Source organism: Pedobacter sp. G11 (assembly GCF_003860265.1).
In the GTDB taxonomy this organism is placed as follows: Bacteria; Bacteroidota; Bacteroidia; order Sphingobacteriales; family Sphingobacteriaceae; genus Pedobacter; species Pedobacter agri.
Genome location: NZ_CP034190.1, coordinates 3,190,743 through 3,210,790, shown reverse-complemented (window position 1 = coordinate 3,210,790; position 20,048 = coordinate 3,190,743). Strand labels below are relative to the sequence as shown.

Genomic DNA, 20,048 nt, shown 5'->3' with positions numbered 1-20,048 from the left:
GTGAAAAGAAAGGCATTTGGAAGCCAGGTGGAGGCTTGTTACTGCAGGCGTATAATTTAGTTTGACTAACATCAGGGGTAATTAATATATTTGGGAATTGAACGCTAACCAATTTGAAAACAGCAGTCTTTTTTCTTTTGTTTTGTGCCGCTTTTACGGTCTGCAAGGCCCAACCCTATTATTTCCGGCATTATCAGGTCGAGAATGGCCTGTCTAATAATACTGTTTTCTGCAGTGCTCAGGACAAGGATGGGTTCATGTGGTTTGGAACAAAGGACGGGCTTAACCGCTTTGACGGCTATCAGTTCAAAACTTACCGCCATGATCCTGACCGACCGGGGAGTCTGGGAAACGATCTTGTCTATGTCCTTCATCACGATGCGTCCAACCGCATGTGGGTGGGAACCAATCGCGGGGTTTACCTTTATATCGCCGAGACCGAACGGTTTATGCTCGTCAAGGGAACTGAGCAGTTGCGCATTAATGACATCAAGACAGATCCGGAAGGAAATCTCTGGATTATTTCGATCAGGCGTACCTATATTTTTGGAAGCCGCAGCCAAAAACTGAGCCGGCTGAAAAATGCAAACTTTGATGCCACTTCGGTCTCGATCCTTCGAGACGGAAGCATCTGGATCACCACTATGCAAGGGACTCTGGAATGTTTCCATCCTACCAAAAATCGTTTCACATCCTATTATGTCATGAGCCGCTCTAATCCCACCGAAAACAGCTGGGTGAGTCGTGCGCTGGATATAGGAAACCAGCAGATCATGGTTGGAACGGCCAATCAGGGGATCAAGTGCTTTGACCGAAGAACCGGAAAAACCAGGGATCTCCTCACTTTTAATACCGATAAGACCTCTATTTATGTGAGGGACATGATCAGCGTCACAGATGCCGAGCAGTGGATCGCTACCGAGTCGGGTATTTATGTATGCAGTAAGGGAAAGATCACCCAGCTGAAAAAACAATACGCCAATCCATACTCAGTTTCAGACAATGCTATTTATACATTGTTCAGGGACAAGGAAGACGGGATTTGGGCAGGAACCTATTTTGGAGGAATCAACTACTGCTCCAGTGAATATTCTGTTTTCACGAAATATTTTCCGCAAAAAGGAGTCAATTCGATAAGCGGCAGTGATGTTCGGGAGATCGTAAGGGCCCAGGATGGGAATCTTTGGATCGGTACCGAGGATGCCGGGCTGAACCTGCTGAATACAAAAACAGGTCAGTTCGAGAATTTTGTTCCGAATGGCAAGCCGGGAAGTTTGGCTTATTCAAATATACATGGCCTTTTGGTGGATAATAACAAGCTGTGGATTGGAACTTTCGAACACGGGCTGGACATCATGGACCTTAAAACCCATAAGATCGTTAAACACTATACCCACGGAAAGGGAAATTCACTCCAAAACGGTTTCATCCTGAGTTTTTGTAAGACAAAAGCCGGGGATATCCTGCTGGCGACCATTGCGGGGCTTTACCGTTACGACCGTGACAAGGATGATTTCGCATTGGTTGAGGGTCTTCCGCTGATATCCTACACAGTGATTACCGAAGATTCCCGGGGTAAACTCTGGGCAGGATCCTTCAACCACGGACTGGTGGTTTTTGAAATTGGAAAAAAGCGATTTCTACAATATGAAAACGATCAAGAGAGGACTTCTAGTCTATCCCACAATACGGTTAACGGCATTTTCGAGGACAGTCGAAAACAAATTTGGATCACCACCGATGGTGGGGGGCTTAACCGATTCGATGAAAAAAATCGGAGCTTCGAACGTATTACAGTTAAGGACGGACTACCGAGCAATTTTCTTTTCAAAATCATTGAGGACAGGGAGAAGAAGTTTTGGATCCCGAGTAGCCGGGGGCTGGTGCATTTTGATCCCCTAAAAAAAACGATACGCGTTTATTCCAGTTCTAATGGGCTGCTGACTGACCAGTTCAATTATAACTCGGGATTTAGGGACGATAAAGGCCAAATCTACTTCGGAAGTCTGAGGGGGATGATAAGTTTCCATCCCGATGATTTCAGGGGAAAAAAGACTGAACCTTCCCTTAAAATCACAGGCCTTCAGATCAACAATGAGGAAACGGGGGTGAACCGGGATTCAGTATTGACAAAATCCATTTTGGAGACCGACAAAATCGTGCTGAATGATAATCAGTCTTCATTCAGTTTTGATTTTTCGGCGATCAGTTTTCTTTCCCCGGAGATGACCCAATATGCTTACCGGATGAAAGGAATCAGTGAAGAATGGAACTATCTGAAGACCAACAGAAAAGTGTATTTCACCAAACTCTCTGCAGGTGAATATACATTTGAAGTTAAGGCCCTCACCAACGGAAACACGCGATGGACCGTAAACAGTCCGGGGATCAAAATCACTGTCTCGCCGCCTTTCTACAAAAGCAGCTGGGCATTGGTCATTTACGCGACCCTGCTCATTGCGATTGCCATTTATATCTTCCGATTCTACCACCAGCGAATGGAGAACAGAAACCGGGGCAGGATGGAACGATTCGAGAATAAGAAAGAGAAGGAGATTTATCAAGCTAAAATCGAATTTTTTACGAATATCGCGCATGAAATTAGAACCCCACTCACGCTGATCAAAGGTCCGATGGGTGACCTTCTGAAACAGGCTTCCGCTGCACCGTATATGGAAAAGAAACTCAGGATCATGGAGCGGAACACAGACCGTTTGCTGAAGCTGACCAATCAGCTGCTGGATTTCCGTAAAACGGAAGTTAACGGTTTTTCATTAAACTTCGTCAAAGCGGATATCGGAGAGCTGGTCAGGGATATCTTTGTTACTTTTCAGCCGGTTGCTGAAAGCAAAAAACTTACGTATGAACTTTTGCTTCCAAAAGAAGGCATCGAAGCCTATATTGATACGGAGGCTTTTTATAAAATTCTGAGTAATCTGATCGATAATGCAATTAAATACAGCGACTCGCTGATTGAGATCCAACTTCGAATTTCCCCCCATGACGCATCGTTTTTTCAAATATCGCTTCTGAATGACGGGATCACAATTCCGGCAGAAATCCATCAAAAAATATTTGAGCCTTTCTACCGGGCAACCGAAACACAGATCAAGCAAGGTTCGGGAATTGGACTTTCGCTGTCCAGATCCCTCGCGGAGTTGCATGGGGGAAATATTAGCGTGATTAATAGCGCAAGCGGACACAACCTTTTTTATCTTGAGCTCCCGATACACCAGTTAATTGAATTCAACTTAAAAGGAAAATGGAAAAAACGATTATGAGTGAGATAACGACAACAAAAATGCCGGCGGACAAATTTGTGATCCTTCTGGTTGATGATGAAATTGACATCCTGGAATATGTAGAAGACATGCTGAGTGAGAAATATCATGTGCTGACGGCCAGTAATGGCCTTGAAGCGTTGGACATTCTGAGTAAAGAAATCATCCAGCTGGTGATCAGTGATGTGATGATGCCGGAGATGGATGGCTATGAGCTGTGCGATAAGATTAAGTCTAACCTTGAGTTCAGCCATATTCCCGTCATTCTGCTCACAGCCAAAAGTGGGCTTCAGGCTACTATACAGGGCCTGGAATTGGGCGCGGATGCTTATGTCGAAAAACCCTTTCACAGTGATTTTCTTCAGGTTCAGGTGGCCTCACTGTTAAAGAACAGAGATAAAATAAAGGCGTATTTTGCAAGTTCTCCTTTGATACACATCAAAAGTATGGCCCATTCCAAAGGAGATGAACTCTTTCTTGAAAAACTTCAGAACCTGATCAACGAGCGACTGGATGATGCGGACCTGGACGTGGATTATTTAGCTGACCGGATGAATATGAGCCGGCCAACGCTCTACCGCAAGATCAAATCAATTTCCAACCTCAGCGCGAACGAACTGATCAATGTGACCAGACTAAAAAAAGCGGCAGAACTGCTCAGCGAGGGGATTTTGCGCATTTATGAGATCTCTGAACAGGTAGGCTTCAGCTCTCACAAACATTTTGGACGCACGTTCTCCAAACAGTTCGGAATGTCTCCTAAAGAATACGTTCAGTCCCTGCAGCGCAATGATCCGTAACATTACACTTGCGGGTCGGATGCTATGGCTCCAGATTTTTCTTCCAGGTGACCATTTGTTTTGAATATAGCGCCTGATTGGCCAGATGCACACTGATCGCAGTCCTGGCACCGGTAATAACATTGCTATCCGGTAGTAAGCCGTCCTTAATCCGTTTATAGAAGTCCTCAAAGGCATACTGGGTTCCGTCTTTTGTTTTCTCCGGAAGAATAGGCACACCGCCTTTTTTGTCCCAGGTAATCTCACTTGCACCGGAAACCCCATCCACTACAGTTTTGCTTTTGACGATTTTCTTTTCCGGATAAAAAACACCCTCATCGGTCAACAGGGAAAGGGTACCACGGGTACCTTTGATCTTAAAAAGATACCCATCATAAGCATTACCGCACATCGCCCCAAAATTGCCGATCAGTCCCAGTCCGGAATAGCGCAACATGAGCTGAACATTATCAAAAGTCTCCCTTCCGTCCCCGAAAACATCGATGCCCCCTGTGGCACTGAACTCATCGGGATGAACATCAAACAACCAGTTTATAAAATCGATCTGGTGAGAGAGCAATTCCGCCACCAGCCCTCCAGAATAAGCCCTATACATCCTCCAGTTCACAGCCCGTTCAAGTCGGGGATCATCAACCGGTCTGCGCCAGTCTCCGTTTCGGTCCCATCTGCAGTCCACCTGGGTGATTTTACCCAGATCCCCCCTATCGATCATCTCTTTTACCCGGTAATATAAGGGAGAATAACGGTATTGATGGCCAACCTGCAACACCTGGTTCTTCCGTTCCTTCATTAGCCTGACCAGATCCAGTGCCTGTTCGATATTATAGGTCATCGTCTTCTCCAGGTACAGGTGACAACCTTGAGAAATAACCTCCAGGGCTATCGGGTAGTGCATATGAAGTGGAACGGCGACAACAGCTGCATCCAGATTTTTGGCACGAAGCATTTCGGAATAATCCGTGTATGCAGTCCAGCGTTCTCCTCCTTCAATCTTTTTGGCCGCTGTAAGGCGGAAATCAAGCACGTCACAGACTGAAACAATCTGAAATTGATCTGGCATTCTGTTCAGGATGTGAATTATACCCCTGCCTCTGTCCCCACATCCAATGATCCCTATCCTCACCGGGGCCGAAAGTTTATTTATTGCCATAAGTTCCTTGGCGGCCAGCAATCCCCCGGCCAGCAAACCTGTTTGTTTTAAAAAAAATCTCCTCTGCATGTAACCCACTTTATTATTTCCCACTGCCAGTCAAGACACCTGTACCATCAATGATCAACATACTGAACCATAATTAATACCAATGATAACAATGGGTTCCGGTTGATGATCGCCTGACCACAAATTAAGAGATTCAAAGGGTTAAATTCATTTCAATTTCTGCCCATATAATCTCAATTTACATCGCACCCCCTTAATAGATCAATCAACCAGGCCACAATAGCCTACTCTTGAATTCCAGCCTGAAGACATTTCAACCTGCTGGCTGAACGGGAAGCGCATGTTCGATTGTCGGTCACCGATCAGCGCAATTGCAGGGCTGTTCACGCTGGGATGCGAAGTAGATAGCTGTACTCTCGCTCAGAAGTATTGTACAGCCTGGACGCTGGAGCCATGAAAAAGGTTGCCTAGGTTTCGAAAATTAAATGCAGCCTATAATGCTGCTTTTAAGATGCTTAAAAAATACTGCATTAAAATCAAGAACTATGGACAACCTTTTTAAATCGATTACCGTAATCACTAAAAACGCAATGATAAACTGTCTAATCCATTGAATGATGCCCGGAAAAAATACTGATGTACCAGGGCTGTTCCGTCGCTTTTCGCCGGTAGACAAGATAAACAGCCCTCTTTTTTCAGCTGACCGGCAGCGCAATAAGGTCACCAATGGAGAATTTAATTCACCACCCATAACCCATACCATATGAGTAAGACCATAACCCTTTTGTTGCTGTTCATGATTTATCTAATCATGGCCAGTTGTTCGAAACGCCAGGCGGAAGAAATCAAGCCAGAGCAACCCCCTATAGTCAATCCCCCTGCAAACATTGTTTCCTATGCTTCAACCGTAGGGCCATTGTTCCAAAGCAGGTGTGGCGGATGTCACGCCGCGGGCCGGTCGGCCGCGGGAATCTGGACGTTCAATGGTCACGCCTCAATCGTATCGAGGGCTTCCGGCATCCGTCAGGTTGTGCTGGTCAGCAAAACCATGCCCCGAGGGGGAACATTGTCCGCAGCTGAGCTTGCCTCCCTGCAGAGTTGGTTTGATAACGGTATGCTAAATAACTAGCCATGAAAAGAACGATCACAACAATCATGCTCATTTGGGCATGCAGCATGACATTTGCCCAGGATATTTTTATCAGTAAGAATGCAAACATTACCTTTTTTTCCTCCACTGTGGTAGAGGATATTGAAGCGAAATCTGCTTCCGGCCTCTCGGTGATCAACACGAAGAGCATGGAAGTAGTTTTTAGAGTTGAAAATAACTCTTTCCGTTTTCCGAAAAAGCTAATGGAAGAACACTTCAACGAAAATTACATGGAATCGGATAAATTCCCGAACTCCACTTTCAAGGGAAAAATCCAGGGCAGTTTTATTCCTGGAAAAAACGGAAGCTACCCGGTCACGATTACAGGGACCCTGAGCATACATGGCGTATCTAAAACATACAGTGTCCCGGCGGAACTTAACTTTACAAACGGAAACATAGCTGCGAAAGCGACCTTCAAGGTAAAAATAGCTGACCATGGCATTAAGGTCCCTTCCCTGGTCTTTAAAAACATAGCCGAATTCATTCAAATAACGATCCAGGCGCTCTACCTGCCTAAACAATAACCGCCATGAAGAACATCAAAACGATCAGTATCCTGATCCCCTGCACATTTTTTGTAGCGATGATACTGAATCCAATACTTGCCAATGCGCAGGATGAACTTGAAAAAGAGCTCAATGGATTATCAAAAAAAAGCGAAAAAGTAATTGCAACCTTCAAATCCACTAAACTGATCAATCTGCACACCAATGAGACCATTCACAAAAAGGAACTGGACTTCAAGGTTGATCACCGCTTTGGGGATATCGCCGGCAGCGATGGTGGGCCAAGACAATTTTTTGGTCTCGACAACTCCACAGATATCAGAATCGGCTTCGATTATGGCGTAACTGACCGGCTAACGGCCGGACTGGCAAGGGCCAAAGGATCTACGGCAGTGCAACAACTGATCGAGCTGAGCTTAAAGCTACGGATCATCGAGCAAACCTCGGACGGGCGGGTGCCGGTGTCTTTGACAGGTTTTGTGAGCAATACGATTGCCGCAGTAAAAGCAAACAATGAGGATCCAACATCACCTAACTCATACCAGAAGTTCACTGACCGGATGAATTATGTCAGTCAGCTGATCATTGCCCGAAAATTCAGCCCTTTATTATCCTTGGTGCTCATCCCGACATTCATCCACCGAAACTATACGCAATTTAATGATCAGAATGATTTATTTGCATTGGGCGGTGGCGGACGAATGAAGTTGAGCAAAAGGATTTCTTTGGTGGTGGACTACACGCTCCCGTTCAGAAATCGAGAACAGCGAAAATATCTGGAAACGCTTAACATGAACAAATTTTACAATACACTGGGCGCGGGACTGGAAATGGAGACCGGGGGCCACGTGTTCCACCTTAATTTTACCAATGCGACCGGTATTCAGGAGATGCAGTTCATTCCCCATACGACAACATCCTGGACGAAGGGACAGTACCGGTGGGGATTCAGTATCAGCAGAAGATTTTCCTTCGGAAAAAACATCCGGTGATCGGAAAAATTGGCTCTTGATGACCTCACTAAAAAACACAATTTGCGCTTCAACTAAAAGCAATATAGATCAGCTACCTCCTCGACATTTCACATCAAAAATTTAATTAAAAAAAATTCCAATCAGGCAACCTTTTATGGAACCTTAACGTAACATTGTCAAAAGAAGATTCAGTGACCACTAATAACGATAGTGAACAACCAGTAAAACAATTTATAGAAGGGTGCATCAGAAATGACGGGCAAAGCCAACAGGCACTGTACAAACATTTCTACAGCTTTGCTATGGGAATCTGTTTACGTTATGCAAACAGTCGCCCGGATGCCGCAGGGATATTAAACGACAGTTTTTATAAGGTTTTTAAAAACATTGCAAGTTATGATCCGAGCAAGGCTTTCCAACCCTGGCTGGGCAAAATCGTTACCAATACTGCAATCGATTTTTATAGGACAAACCTGAAATTTGCGCAGCATATTGACATAGACACCATGGATCACCCTCCCCCGATGATCACCGATTATGATCACCTTGCCTATGCGGATCTGCTGGAGATGGTCCAGTGCCTGACCCCTGCATACCGCACGGTGTTCAATATGTTCGCCGTTGATGGATACAGCCACGAGGAGATCGCCGGTATCCTTGAAATATCCGTTGGCACTTCAAAATCCAATCTTTTTAAGGCCAGGCAAAAGTTGCAGGAGATGCTTGTAAAAAATGAAACATTGAGTTATAAAATTCAATCTCCAGGTGAAGAAGAACGTTTCCTACAGGCGAGATTAAATACCAAGATTCAATGAAAGAACAACAGAATATTGATCAACTTTTTAGTAATGGGCTAAAGTGGCCGGATCTGGAATACAACGATCAGGACTGGAAAGCCATGCAGAAAAAGCTGACCCCGGCTCCAAGACGGAAAAGCCTGTACATCTATGCCGCTATTGCCGGCGCAGCGGCCATGCTGCTGATCTTTCTGATGGTCGATAGACCGGAGAGAGATTTTAAAAATGGACTGAGTGTAAACAGCTATAAATCTGAGCGCGAAACGGCCAGGATCAGCCCGGTGGATTCCGTAAAAACACTCGAGGTTCCCCAAGGCCGGCAAAAAAATCCATGGGTTACCGGGAGTGCTTCAGCGAGGTCAGAAAAAACGAATGAATCTATAGACCAGAACGGTGCAGCAACACTTTCAGATCAAAACATTTACCGGCTTGTGAAACCCGCAGAGATTTCGGATTTAAGGATTGAAAACACGGTTTCAAAGCAACTAACTGAAATCCTGCCGGCGCATTTGACAGTGAACACCACTATTGCTTCAGGTAAGGTGGCCCCTAATCCCGACAATAAAAACAAAGGAATAAATCTTTCAATGGGTTTAGTTGCGGCACCGGATTTTACAACTGTGAAAAATTCAGGAAGAAGCAGCTTCAGCGGCGGCCTTGGTGTGGAAGCAAGTTTATCCATCGACAGACATCTCAGCATCAGTACAGGAATCGCGTTTGCAAAAAAGATTTATGATGCTGATTTTAGCCTGTACAATCCCCAATCGAGCTACGTCTTCACAAACAGGCCGACTAATATTCATGCACAGTGTGATGTTCTTGATATCCCTTTGAATGTGAATTACAAATTATTGGTAAACAGCAGGAACAGCGTAATGTTCACCGCCGGTCTTTCAAGCTATCTCATGCTCAAAGAAAACTACACCTATTCTTATGAGACCGATTATGCCAAAGGACCGCGTTCCTATCAGGTCAAAAATCAAAATCAGCACCTTTTTGGGGTTGCAAATATTTCAGCTACATTTTATCGTAAAATAAACAAAAACCTGAATATTGGTCTGACGCCCTTTATGAAAATCCCCTTGACCAATATCGGTTATGGCAATTCAAAGCTCTCTTCTACCGGGCTTGCAGTGTCTGTCAGTGCAGCTGATATTTTTCGTAAGCATTAACCATTGAATGCGGCCAGGGACGAGGACTTCACGGGACACCGATCGGTCGCAAAGAAAATAAACAACATGTCCACTGGGGGAAGTGGGATTGACTATTACATCCCGCTAAAGGTCGCCAAGCATTTAAGACCAAGGCAATAGAGTCATTGTGCACTTAAAAAATATGGTGCCCCAAACTGCAGGCACCATATTATTTATTCACCGATGGGTATTGAGATTAAGGTAGAAAAGGAGGCGGCCACACCAAAATCGGGAGAGCCATCTGCATTCCAGGTGAGTTTCTGCATTCTTGGTGTCCTGGTTCCGTTGGAAGTTGCCGCCACGCTTCTGGCGTGGTAGACAAACCAGTTTTCTGTTCGCAAAACGCCATTGGGGTCAGTATAACTGCTGGTAAAAAAACCGTTGTGCCCTGGTCCATACACCGCATTTGCATCGCTTTTCAGAAATACCTGCTTTTTGTTAATCCAATTGGTGGCGACAAGCGGATTCGCCCCGGAAATCAGCTGGAGCTGTGCTAGGCAATAATTATCACTACTGAAACGGCTTGCTGAGTAAATCATAAAGACAGGAGATGCCGCATCTTTTTGAAGGATGATTGGCCCCTCATTTACACCTGCGCCAAGCGAGCCGCTGGGCTCGTATTTTTCCCAGTTATTAGTTGGGGATGATATTTTTACCCTTTCTCCACTAACTGTCCATGGATTAGACATTGGCGCAATGTATAAATATTGTTTGAATTTAGTTGCCACATTTTCCCATCCTGACCAGATGAAATAGTTGTTGGTTCCAATGGTTAATATTGACCCGTCTATTGCCCATTGATCGCTGGGATCAGTGATCTTGCCCTTAAAAGTCCAGGTACCGGTCATGGGATCGTTATTGGGATTCTCCAGCACAAACATGCGGTGGCTCTCTCCACCCCCGTCATTTGCAGCAAAGTATAAATACCACTTTCCGGAGAGGTAGTGCAGTTCAGGCGCCCATAGGTTCGAAGAATATGGCATTCCAGCAGGGGGAGTCCAGACCACGGTCTCGGGTGCGTTGGCAAGCAGGGACATGGATCTGGTTTTTCTCAGTCCAATATTGTTTCCCCTAGTATACATGAAATAATACCAGCCATCCTTTTGAGCAACATAGGGGTCAGCGCGGCTCGCATTGATCAACGGATTCTGAAAGTTAACATGGTGAAAATCAAACCGATCCTGGGTACCGGTCACTGTGCTTTTTTGTCGAATTTTGGTACCTGGGACACTGTTTTCCGGATCTACCACCATTTTCATGCCTGTAGCCTTGTTGGTGAGTGCATAGCCATTATTGGCGGCAGAAAAGTTGATCGCCCACCTTTGTGCATCGCTCCCATCGTCGGTCCCTTGTACCAGGACATCTCCAGGAGTCGAGGAGGGTGATTTAAGACATTTGCTACTCGAAAGATTAACAAGCTTGTAATAGGTTGCATCCACTTTAATCAGTTTCCATTTTTGTCCATTATTCGGAAACCATGACCACTGTTGTATCATAGCATTTTCTGACATAGAATTGCCAGTGACCTCTACAACCGGACCAGATGGCAGGGCAGATATACCCCGGATGCGGTAAGTGGCACCATCGATCAGTACTCCCGGAACTGGCGCTGCATTGACCACCACGGGAGCAGATTCGGTACCGCTAATCAGATTTTCATCCAGCAGATCTGAAGGAAGCTGCTTCTGGCAAGCCGTGACCATCAGGGCGAAGGCGGCTAATAAGTAAAAACGCTGTATTGTTTTCATAAAAAATCATTTTGCCTGCTGGATCATTTCTGATTTTTATAACTAGCAGGGCGGTATATCATAATTATTGAGAAAAAATGGACACCAGCCCAATCCGTGGAAAGGCTGATGAGCCACTAATCACCAACCAAGGTTCTGCACTAAATTTGGATCTTTGTCCATTTCATTTTGGGGGATAGGCATTAAATAATGTTTATCTGTAAAGACACGGTTTTGTATCACCACCGGTTTGTAAAATACAGCCAGACCTGCCGCCTCGCTGGTGATGTTCAGACCTGTAGCAGTGAGTTCAGCTGCTGAGGGCCTGGCGTTAAGAACATTTACAGGCATATTATCCACTCGTTTAGCGATCATCCACCTGCGTACATCCCAAAACCTGCTACCTTCAAATGCGAGTTCGATCCGGCGTTCATTCTGAATTCGGTTTCGCATTCCCGCTTTCGAATTATCAGAACTGATTACGGGAAGTGCGGGCATGGATACACGCTGGCGAACCCTGTTGATATAGTCATAAACTCTAACATCAGGTTGATCCAGATATTCGTTCATTGCTTCTGCATAGTTAAGATATATTTCAGCAAGTCTGAAAATCGGAAAGTTCCTTCGGGCGGTCCCTGTTCCGGCATTGCGGTCATATTCCGGACTGAGAAATTTTCGAACATTGTATCCCCAGGGACTGGTACCGGCCTTTCCAGTAGCCCAACCGTCAGTCTGCCCATTTCCTCCACCCCACCAGGCGAGTTTGATGCCGCGCTTATTGGCATCAAACCTCCACAGTGAATACTGAAAGAAAACCGTGGCATAGAATCTTGGATCCCGGTTTCTGTACATATTGGACAGTCCGGTGGCTGCAGAGAATTTCAGCCCATCCCATAACTGTCCGTTCCATGTCCCGTTGATCTGATAACCTGATCCAGGTTCGTTGATTGGAATACCGTTGCTCATTTCGAAAGCATCCACAAATTCCTGTAACGGAGTGAGCTTGGCACTTCCTTTAAATGGCGGGCCGTTTGGCAAATGATTACCATCGTAGGTGGTGGAATTGGTCAGAATACGTGGCAGGATAGTTTCAGAGTAATCTCTGGTGTAAAACTGAGCCGCATAATTCTGCACCGGATTTGTAGGAAATGGATTATATAGTGCATAGATCCCAAGGTCAATCACCTGCTTGGCAGCATCCGCTGCACGCTTCCATTTCTCCCTATCATAAGTTGCGTTAAACAGCGCCTTTCCATCGGAGTTCCTGATGCCCGCGTAAAGCGGATTTCCATTGAAAAGCGGGCTGGCAGCATAAAGCAGGGTTCTGGACTTTAACGCCAGTGCTGCACCCTTTGTGATCCTTCCGATCTGGGCACTCTCATGGGTCAAAGGTAAATCATTGACTATTCCATCGCACTCTGAAACGATAAAGGATACGATCTCATCAACCGAATTACGGAACACCATGGTGTTTTCGATATCCGAAGGATCAACCACGGTTTTTTCTGTAACCAGTGGCACTGCACCATATCTTTTGAAGAGTTCAAAATAAAACTGGGCCCTGATGAACCTTGCTTCCGCTTTGTATCTGGGTTTCCAGATCCCGTAGTAATCGGCCCGGTTCAATGGAATGGGTACCGCATCGATATTCTGGATGAATATGTTGGCTCTTCTGATATCCTGGTATTTACCTGCCCAGTTCCCAATGGGGTTGTCTGTATTGCTCCAGCTGCCCAGGTTATATTTATAGGCATCTATACCCCCGGCATTATCAAACCACTGATGGTAGGTTTCATCGGTGTAGGCGGAGATGTCTGAACCCAGGTCATTCGGCAACGCATTGTAGAGTCTGGCAAGTGCCTGCTCGGTAAGGTTGATATTTGTGAAAACATCTTCTTCGGTCGCGAATTCCGCAGGCACCACATCCAGGTATTTTTTGCAGGAAAGACTGGTCAGTGAAATGACCAACAGCAGGATGATATTAATTTTTTTCATGTTTATATATTTTTACATCGAAACGTTAAGACCAAAATTGATTACCCGCTGCTGTGGATAATTGCCAAAGCTGTCGGATGTTTCAGGGTCAAATATTTTTAGTTTATCCCAGGTATACAGGTTGAGACCGTTGGCAAAGATCCTGGCATTGGTCAACCGCACTTTTTTAAGCAGGTTTTTAGAAAATGAGTAGCCCACCTCAACATTTTTCAGCCTTAGATAATCCGAAGAGCGCAGCCAGAAAGTGGAGCGGCGGTTATTGTTGACGTTATTAGATGAGGAAAGTCTAGGGTAACTGGCATTAGGGTTCTGATTATCCAGCGACCATCTGTTCTCCTTATAGTCGGCCAGTACGGAACTGTTGGAGGCAAATGCCCATGCCGATGTGCCTTCCAGCCAACGTGTCCCTCCATATGCTCCCTGCAAAAGAATGTTCAGATCAAACTGGGCAATATTGATGGAAGCTGTCAGGCCTACATAGGACTTTGGTCTGGCAATCTGGCCCAGATAACCTTCGTCCTGGGTGTTAATCACTCCATCCCCGTTGCGGTCGAGATATTTAATATCTCCCGGACGCACCGCCCCGAACTGCTGAACCGGACTGTTGTTGATTTCTTCCTGATCTTTAAAAAGCCCCAGTGCGGTAAGCCCCTGAACCTCGAAAATCTGGGTGCCCTTCAGTCCACGATATGGAAGTGAATACTCTGGCTCGGCTGCATATTCCACCCTATTGGTCGCATAGGCATAAGAACCTCTTAGTAAAAATGAGTTTTTCCCAAACGTTTTCCGCCAGGTAAGTTCCGTTTCGATGCCTTTGTTGGTCACAATGCCTGCATTGATAGCCGGCAGATTCTGAATCCCCGTTACATCTGGAATGACCTGTGCAACGGTTAAAATCTGCGTTCTTCTTTCCTGAAAGACGTCGGTGGTGAATACGATGCTTTGGTTGAGCATTTCAATATCCAATCCAATATTACTTTTTCTGGCCCGCTCCCAAGTTAGAAACGCATTTCCTGAAGAGCTTTCCTGGGCACTTTTGAAATCATCGCCGTCCGCTTCCCTTCCAAAACGGTAACCGCTTCCACCGCCCGTGGACCATGTGCTCAGGTAGGCGAACCTGCCTACGCTGTTGTCCACGCCCACAGTTCCGATGGATCCTCTGATCTTGAAAAGACTGATGAATTTGGAATCTTTCAAAAACGATTCGTTGGACAAGATCCAGGCAGCCGAAAAGGCCGGGAAAAACCCCATTCTGCGTCCGCTCTGAAAGTTTTCGGAACCATTATAGCCGGCATCAAACCCAAGGACGTAGCGACGGTCGAAACTATAGTTTACCCGGCCGACCACTCCAAGTTGTTTAAATGGTAGAGACTCCACCGCATCAGCGGCTGTTGTAAAGTTTTGTATCTGGCTGTATCTGATCATTCCGGTCAGCATGTGCTTGTTGGCAAAAGTCCGGTCATAGTTCAGATAGGCCTCATAAGTGGATTTACGTCTCATATTGGAAGCGAGCGCAAAGTTCAGGAGTCCGTCCCCGGTGCTCATTTCTTCATAACGGCCCTTGGTCAGATCGGTCTCGTTCTCATCGATGGTGAAACGGTAAGTGGAATAATTCCGCTGGCGGGTAATGTCCCTGAAACTGAGCGCATCAAATGCAAACCTGGTCCTGAAGCTCAGGCCTTCGGTTACAAAAGGCATATCGAGCTTGAAGCCACCAATTGCGGAAAGACTGTTTTCAAACTGTCTTTTGTATCCATATTGTGTCAATCGTCCATAGGGACTTGGCGGCATGCTCCGCTGCGCCGGGACAGATCCGTCAGGATTGACCAGTGGATAGAGATAAGATGGGGTGTTTCTAAGTTCGGCCCAAAATGCATTGGTATCCTCGTTGGGATAATTTCTTTCCCTGACCACATCTGCCAGGTTGATTTCCATGCTTAGGTGCTTGGTGATGTTAACATCGATGTTGCTTCTGAAATTGTACTTATTCATATAGGCATTGATATTATAGTCATTCAGATCATCGTATTTGTAAAGACCATCCTGTCCCAAATAGGACAACGAAACGAAATAACGGGCTGTTGCAGATCCACCACTAACATTCAGATTGGTCTGGTTCATCACGGAACTCGGTTTAAGCAGTTCCTCATGCCAGTCCACATTTGGATACAAATACTGGTAAGTTGGATTGGTTCTGTCCCTGAACTTCGCCAGGTATTCATCTGTATAGAGGTTGGCATTCAGATTATCATTGTTCAGTGCCTCCCTGAATAGCGTGAGGGCATCGAAGGAGTCCAGATATTCAGGCAAACGAACGGGCGACTGGATTGCGGCCTGGGTAGTGAGGGAAACTACGGGCTTTCCGGCCTTTCCACGTTTTGTGGTGATCAGGACCACTCCATTTGCGCCTTTCATGCCGAAAACTGCTGTAGCTGCCGCATCTTTAAGGATGCTGACATTCTCGACCTCATTTGCATCGATCTTATCGATGGTGTTTTCAATCCCATCCACAAGAATCAACGGGCTTTTGCCCTGGTAAGTAGCGAACCCGCGGATGTTGAGTTCAGATCCGTCATTTCCGGGCGCACCGCTGTTCTGAACGGTGCCCAATCCAGGAAGTCGGCCTGCAAGGCTGTTGGTCAGCGAGGCGGTCGGTGTTCTGAGCAGATCAGCAGTACCGACGGAGACCAGGGAGCCGGTAACATTTGCCTTCTTCTGGGTTCCATAGGCCACTACGACCACTTCGCTCAAGTCTTCCTTGATGTCCTTCAATATAACGTTTACCGTTGTTCTGGAGCCGATTGTGACTTCCTGTGACTGAAAACCGACGAAGCTGAAAACCAGGACTTTGACATCATCGGGAACGCTGAGCAGGTACTTGCCATTAACATCTGTGACAGCCCCCAGATTGGACCTGCCCTTTACCATAACGGATACGCCGGGCAATGGAGCGCCGGCAGAATCAATGACCATGCCCTGAATAACTTTGTTCATAACAAAAGGTGATGCAGGCATATTTTCCGTCCCAAGGATAATTCCAGCGGGCATTGGGTTTAATTTTAGAATGCTTCCGGAGTTGGTTGAGCTGCCCATTGCGATGATCGATGCGGTGCATAGCAGCGTGATCAGCAAAATCGCAGGCTTCAATGAGAAAAAACGACCATGGATTTCTCCAGGCTTTAGTAATGGTGTTGGCATAATTGGATTTGATTTGGTTAGAATGAACCAGTGGAGATCACTGGCATGAGTGCGAATCAGCTTAGACTGATGAGGGTTCAAGGATCTTACCTATTCACCCAGTAAGTTTGGTTTAAAGTCTCATATTATTGGATTGCGTATTAATTCTGATACTTTGTTATTTGTAGCGAAATTGTTTTCAAAATAAAGACCAGTAAGTGAGATCAGACCACCAAATTGATTAGCATGCTCTGCACACCAATGCTACGAGTCTAGGTGAACTTGTACAGCTTTCTCACAACACCTCTAACGCGTTGTTCGGGCATGTGCTGTTCGATCAATCATCATCTACCTATAAATCAAATTTCCAGTGCCTTATCACCTTAGAGGTCCATTTCGTAATAAAAAACCACCTCCAACACTTCGGAGAGATTTTAGTCAATTGCATTAAGATTCAGCTCTATTCAGGACCTCTCCATTATCAAGCAAAATGAATATTTGTCCCTGATCAGATTTTGATATCGTAACTATTTTTTTTCTTATTGGTTTGTTTAAGTTTTCGGCAACACTTTCCGAACAGCATCTCATCTTCAAACTATTATTGGATCATGGATAAACCTGGTTAGTGCCTTATCTTCTGAATAATGTTTGCATTCCCAAATATCTGTTATATGAGAATCTCGAATGACCCTAATTATCTCAATATCTTCCCCTTTTGATTCTTTGTGCTGTAAAATCAACAAAGTTTAAAGCGAAACAAGCTGGCAGTCGATGATGAGGCGCTGATAGTCATGCATGTTAATCTGCTTGTTGATGATCTTGAGCAGTAAGTTAACCGCCTGGCGCCCTACTGCTTCGGCATTTTCCTCGACCGTAGCGATAGGTGGGCTAGGGAGGCACTTCGTTAAGGGGGTATTTCCAAAGCTAATACACTCAATAGCCTGCGGGAGGCTTGGATCAATGATGCTAAGTTGTTTCAAAGCATCAATGAGAACAGGTTCCTTAAAGGCTAAAAGCGCGGTAGGTTGGTTCTGCCTATTTGAAAAAAGCTTTTTTACCGCATCCTCGGTGCTTAGCTGATCAAAATCGGTATAGGCGACCAAATCACCTGAAAAAAAAAGTTCATTCTGTCTTAACGCGGTGATATAGCCATTAAAACGGTCATGTGTAAATGTGATCATTTGCGGCCCACAAAGGAAGGCAATATTTCTATGCCCTCTTTTGATTAAGAACTCAGTTGCATAAAAGCTGCCCTGGAAAGTGTTTACCAAAACTTTATGGCAATCCGGATTAAAACTAGGATTTCTGGCAAAATAGATGAGCGGTATGCCCATTTGTTCAAATCGTTTCAAGTGATCAAAGCGCTGGGTGTTTTTGCTTATCGCCACAATCAAACCATCAACTCTTCTATTGAACAGCGTTTCTGCAGACTTGATTTCTGTCTCAAGATCATCCAGGGTCTGGCTTACGATGATGTGGTAACCATGCTCGGCAGCGGTTTTCTCCAGACCAAAAAAACTTTTTCCAAAAAAGTGATCCATCAAATCCGGGAGAATGACGCCAATAATCCCTGTTCGACTTACCCGAAAGTTTGCGGCCGAAGTATTGGGTTTATAGCTCATTTGTGTAGCCATTTCACGCACCCTGATTTTAGTTTCGGGATTTATGGAGGGATAATTATTTAATGCCTTGGATATCGCGGACACCGACATCTGCAGTTTTGTGGCCAACATTTTAAGTGTTACAGGTCTGTTTTCTGATATTTTCATTCTCTGGGTTCTGGACTTTGAAGGAACCGCAAAGCCTAAACAAAGGCAATTTTCAGACCAGCTACTATCGACGCGTTAAGTCGCGCTCAAAGTCATATGAACTTTTTTGGTGTGAAAGCCCTACCTACTGAAAAGACCATATCGTTTCATTCAGTTCAAATATCCTATAATGATAAATGAAATCAGAGACCAATTTGATCAAAATGTACACTTTTTAAATCGAATATAAATATGATGAGGTTGTTTTTGACTTCTTAGGATTGAATTGTCCCCTTTATTCATTAAGGAATGACAGGTCTGCTTCTTTCTGATTGGGAGGGTATGGCGAAGCGTTCTACAATATAAGGTCGGCTATTCTAAACCAGTTCCTGCAGATCTGAAAAGATTAACAAACAGTAATGCCTGTTATAGAGCATGGAATCTTATTATATGTTCAATCATCTTTTGGAAATTCTGTCGAGATCTCCAGAAAGGTTCAACAGGACATTTTCAAAAAATTCAACCTACCTAGCCGAGCGAATGTTGATTTTTAGCTGCCTTTAGGTTTTGAGTCTTTGAATTCGTTGTTAATTTCAATTTCTTTGATTCTAAGCTCCTTGGAAAGAAGAGAAAGCAGAAGATTGTATTGGGTATTTATTCTCCTGCGAACAGCAATATCTTCCTGCTCGGCGACATAACTGAATTTATCATCCCAGGCTGATGACCAGGGAGTGGTTCCTCTGTAATAGCGTTTGTGGTAAACCAGGTCAGAGTGAATCTTTGCATCCATCCCGGATCCATTCCCCATTACAAAGCAGGAACGCATAAACTCAGTATAGGCACTAAAGAATTCCGCGGTAAAGAAGGATTGATTTGAATACATGATTTCATCGCAGGTTCTTTTGTTTGAGACCACCTCATCGGGAGTCAGTGCTTTCCAGCGGCCAATATAGCTGGTGTAACTGTATATTTCGTTAATTGGAAGGGAAACCCGCTGGTAGACTGCGACCCTCAAATCATAAATACGCTTATTATTATCTACGTTGATTTTGTTCCTTGCTTCATTTGAATTCACCTCTTTCTGAATTTGGGAGGTGGTATAAGAAATATAACCAAGAAGCAATGGAATGAGCATACTGATCATAAGCCTGCTCACCTCAAGGCTATTCCATATTTTTTTATTCTGATTATTTTCCAGCCCTGACACCTCTAGCTTCAACTTTTCGAGCTGAAGTCGCTCTATATCCTCTTTTGGTGACATCATGATGTTGAATCGTTTATGATTGAAATTAACAAATGCAAAACAGTAAATTATTTAACTGGATATAAACAAGTTAAGATTACTTAACAATGTTACTGTTCTTTGTTCAACAACAAAATACCAAAATATCAGTATTTTAATCAAGAATAAACGATGTAGCCCAAGAAGCGTTATTTTCAGTACATTAATCATTAGGGAATTTGATTACTGAGATTTAGGCGTTATTGTTTTCGTGCCAGGTCGGTTAACCGTCATTTGAAACTCAATCGAAAAAACA

The 20,048-nt window shown here is 44.8% G+C and carries 13 protein-coding genes; 6 read left to right on the top strand and 7 right to left on the bottom strand.

The window, feature by feature from the left end; genetic code table 11:
* The first annotated feature begins 113 nt into the window (after window positions 1-113).
* Together EA772_RS13875 and EA772_RS13870 are read left to right on the top strand one after the other, a co-directional pair.
* On the top strand, window positions 114-3,281 hold the full coding sequence (locus EA772_RS13875; RefSeq protein WP_124913732.1) for a two-component regulator propeller domain-containing protein: 3,168 nt from the start codon (window positions 114-116) through the stop codon (window positions 3,279-3,281).
* Window positions 3,263-4,081 carry a response regulator gene (locus EA772_RS13870; protein WP_124913731.1) on the top strand — a complete coding sequence of 273 codons (819 nt, stop codon included), beginning with the start codon at window positions 3,263-3,265 and terminating at the stop codon, window positions 4,079-4,081. Before EA772_RS13875 ends, EA772_RS13870 begins: the two co-directional genes overlap by 19 nt.
* A gap of 22 nt (window positions 4,082-4,103) precedes the next feature.
* On the opposite strand, the gene EA772_RS13865 is transcribed toward EA772_RS13870, so the two are convergent.
* Window positions 4,104-5,300 carry a Gfo/Idh/MocA family protein gene (locus EA772_RS13865; protein WP_124913730.1) on the bottom strand — a complete coding sequence of 399 codons (1,197 nt, stop codon included), beginning with the start codon at window positions 5,298-5,300 and terminating at the stop codon, window positions 4,104-4,106.
* 421 nt (window positions 5,301-5,721) lie between these two features.
* Window positions 5,722-5,991 (bottom strand): hypothetical protein, encoded by a 270-nt coding sequence (locus tag EA772_RS13860; RefSeq protein ID WP_124913729.1) that lies wholly within the window; start codon window positions 5,989-5,991, stop codon window positions 5,722-5,724.
* 380 nt (window positions 5,992-6,371) lie between these two features.
* Between EA772_RS13860 and EA772_RS13855 the strand changes: the two genes are divergently transcribed.
* From EA772_RS13855 to EA772_RS13840, 4 genes are all read left to right on the top strand, one after another.
* Window positions 6,372-6,917: a YceI family protein gene (locus EA772_RS13855; protein WP_124913728.1), complete on the top strand. Its 546-nt coding sequence runs from the start codon at window positions 6,372-6,374 to the stop codon at window positions 6,915-6,917.
* Between the two features lie 5 nt (window positions 6,918-6,922).
* Window positions 6,923-7,891 (top strand): DUF5777 family beta-barrel protein, encoded by a 969-nt coding sequence (locus EA772_RS13850; RefSeq protein WP_210405032.1) that lies wholly within the window; start codon window positions 6,923-6,925, stop codon window positions 7,889-7,891.
* Between the two features lie 155 nt (window positions 7,892-8,046).
* Entirely contained in the window at window positions 8,047-8,688 is a 642-nt protein-coding gene (locus EA772_RS13845; protein ID WP_210405031.1) for an RNA polymerase sigma factor, read from the top strand.
* Entirely contained in the window at window positions 8,685-9,842 is a 1,158-nt protein-coding gene (locus tag EA772_RS13840) for an outer membrane beta-barrel protein (RefSeq protein WP_124913727.1), read from the top strand. Before EA772_RS13845 ends, EA772_RS13840 begins: the two co-directional genes overlap by 4 nt.
* 194 nt (window positions 9,843-10,036) lie before the next feature.
* Here the strand turns inward: EA772_RS13840 and EA772_RS13835 are convergent, their stop codons facing one another.
* The 5 genes from EA772_RS13835 to EA772_RS13815 form a co-directional block, all read right to left on the bottom strand.
* Window positions 10,037-11,566 carry a family 43 glycosylhydrolase gene (locus tag EA772_RS13835; protein WP_168187553.1) on the bottom strand — a complete coding sequence of 510 codons (1,530 nt, stop codon included), beginning with the start codon at window positions 11,564-11,566 and terminating at the stop codon, window positions 10,037-10,039.
* Between the two features lie 165 nt (window positions 11,567-11,731).
* Window positions 11,732-13,585 (bottom strand): RagB/SusD family nutrient uptake outer membrane protein, encoded by a 1,854-nt coding sequence (locus EA772_RS13830; RefSeq protein WP_124913725.1) that lies wholly within the window; start codon window positions 13,583-13,585, stop codon window positions 11,732-11,734.
* 12 nt (window positions 13,586-13,597) lie between these two features.
* Complete coding sequence (locus tag EA772_RS13825) at window positions 13,598-16,783, bottom strand: TonB-dependent receptor (protein WP_124913724.1); 3,186 nt, start codon at window positions 16,781-16,783, stop codon at window positions 13,598-13,600.
* Between the two features lie 725 nt (window positions 16,784-17,508).
* Window positions 17,509-18,531, bottom strand: coding sequence for a LacI family DNA-binding transcriptional regulator (locus EA772_RS13820; protein ID WP_124913723.1), 1,023 nt, complete (start codon window positions 18,529-18,531; stop codon window positions 17,509-17,511).
* A 529-nt stretch (window positions 18,532-19,060) separates the two neighbouring features.
* The gene (locus tag EA772_RS13815; RefSeq protein WP_124913722.1) at window positions 19,061-19,774 is read right to left on the bottom strand and encodes a hypothetical protein; all 714 of its coding nucleotides are present in this window, start codon (window positions 19,772-19,774) and stop codon (window positions 19,061-19,063) included.
* Window positions 19,775-20,048: the final 274 nt, after the last annotated feature.

Coding starts and splice junctions, on each gene's coding strand:
- EA772_RS13870 (WP_124913731.1), top strand. CDS start 3,263: ATGGAAAAAACGATTATGAGTGAGATAACGACAACAAAAATGCCGGCG.
- EA772_RS13865 (WP_124913730.1), bottom strand. CDS start 5,300: ATGCAGAGGAGATTTTTTTTAAAACAAACAGGTTTGCTGGCCGGGGGA.
- EA772_RS13860 (WP_124913729.1), bottom strand. CDS start 5,991: ATGGGTGGTGAATTAAATTCTCCATTGGTGACCTTATTGCGCTGCCGG.
- EA772_RS13855 (WP_124913728.1), top strand. CDS start 6,372: ATGAAAAGAACGATCACAACAATCATGCTCATTTGGGCATGCAGCATG.
- EA772_RS13850 (WP_210405032.1), top strand. CDS start 6,923: ATGAAGAACATCAAAACGATCAGTATCCTGATCCCCTGCACATTTTTT.
- EA772_RS13840 (WP_124913727.1), top strand. CDS start 8,685: ATGAAAGAACAACAGAATATTGATCAACTTTTTAGTAATGGGCTAAAG.
- EA772_RS13835 (WP_168187553.1), bottom strand. CDS start 11,566: ATGGTCACGGCTTGCCAGAAGCAGCTTCCTTCAGATCTGCTGGATGAA.
- EA772_RS13830 (WP_124913725.1), bottom strand. CDS start 13,585: ATGAAAAAAATTAATATCATCCTGCTGTTGGTCATTTCACTGACCAGT.
- EA772_RS13825 (WP_124913724.1), bottom strand. CDS start 16,783: ATGCCAACACCATTACTAAAGCCTGGAGAAATCCATGGTCGTTTTTTC.
- EA772_RS13820 (WP_124913723.1), bottom strand. CDS start 18,531: ATGAAAATATCAGAAAACAGACCTGTAACACTTAAAATGTTGGCCACA.
- EA772_RS13815 (WP_124913722.1), bottom strand. CDS start 19,774: ATGATGTCACCAAAAGAGGATATAGAGCGACTTCAGCTCGAAAAGTTG.